The organism is Roseburia sp. TF10-5 (genome assembly GCF_003462365.1).
Classification (GTDB): Bacteria; Bacillota; Clostridia; order Lachnospirales; family Lachnospiraceae; genus Roseburia; species Roseburia faecis.
This window is the reverse complement of record NZ_QTYW01000048.1, coordinates 1-983: the sequence shown is the minus strand read 5'-3', so window position 1 is coordinate 983 and position 983 is coordinate 1. Positions and strand designations below refer to the sequence as shown.

The following is a 983-nucleotide window of genomic DNA, read 5'->3' as shown; positions in this document are numbered from 1 at the left end:
AGGTATCAAAAAATATTGAATTTACTGAAAAAACACTTGATTATATGGAGAGAAGAGTAAGTTACTGGCTAGTGGGCAAAAACGGTTCAAAGGTTCGTGCAGGAACATTATTGGAATCGTTATACTTCCCATATACGCAAAAAATCGATTTAACCTTCTACAACTCCGTTCTATCAATGCACTTAATCTTGCAATAACAAATCCGTATAAAACAGGCATAACATATACTGAAATCGGATTCTTATAAACAACAAATTTCATATCAATTTGCCTAGGCATTCCATACCTTTCCATCAGTAAATGTTCCAATATAAGTAATGTTGCCACACCAGCTGCAATAATGTCTATCTTTAATGATTGTCTTCGAAACAGATCAACTATTTTATCTTTCAGAATATAGCCAACTATCAAATACGACAAAACGAGCAAGGAAACATCTGCGTCAAATGGAATTCCAGGACGTTCCAGCAACGAAATAGAGTCAATAATATTAGACTCCATTATCGCTGTACCCCCCCACTATCCCAATGGCTATTAATTGCTTCTTGTTAAGTTTATCGAGTAGTATTACTGCAGCAACTAAGGCTATATATACGCTGGTTATATACCAATAGACACCATTGATAAATCTTCCTCCATATAGATAATGAATTATCCGGTTGAGATTATGTAGATGATTAAAAAACAGAAAATCTATAGTCATATAAATCAAATATGGCACCAAAAGACGAACAACCCTCATTTTTGCATATGTCTTCACGTCTTCCACCTTTTTTCAAACCATCTTCGCATCGATCAACCCTTTGTGTAAAAAGTCATTGTTTCCCGCAGACAAGGCTCTTCATAATACTTTCTGACCCGCTCCTGAAGTTTGACCAATAGCGGATAGAACTCCACCGTAATCCGCTCGAAATATTTCTTTGCTAATTCGCCATCATAATCATGAGCCAGTTGATTCCGTGCCCGCAGCATTTCCAACCACA

Annotated in this window: 2 protein-coding genes; one reads left to right on the top strand and one right to left on the bottom strand. The window is 36.5% G+C overall.

Going from position 1 to position 983, the window contains the following annotated elements; translation table 11 throughout:
* The coding region (locus DXD06_RS17350) for a hypothetical protein (RefSeq protein ID WP_207661917.1) at nt 1-197 on the top strand (197 nt) is incomplete at its 5' end.
* Between the two features lie 598 nt (nt 198-795).
* Here DXD06_RS17350 and DXD06_RS16905 read toward each other — a convergent pair.
* A partial coding sequence (locus DXD06_RS16905) for a nucleotidyltransferase substrate binding protein (protein WP_199535240.1) occupies nt 796-983 on the bottom strand: 188 nt, incomplete at its 5' end.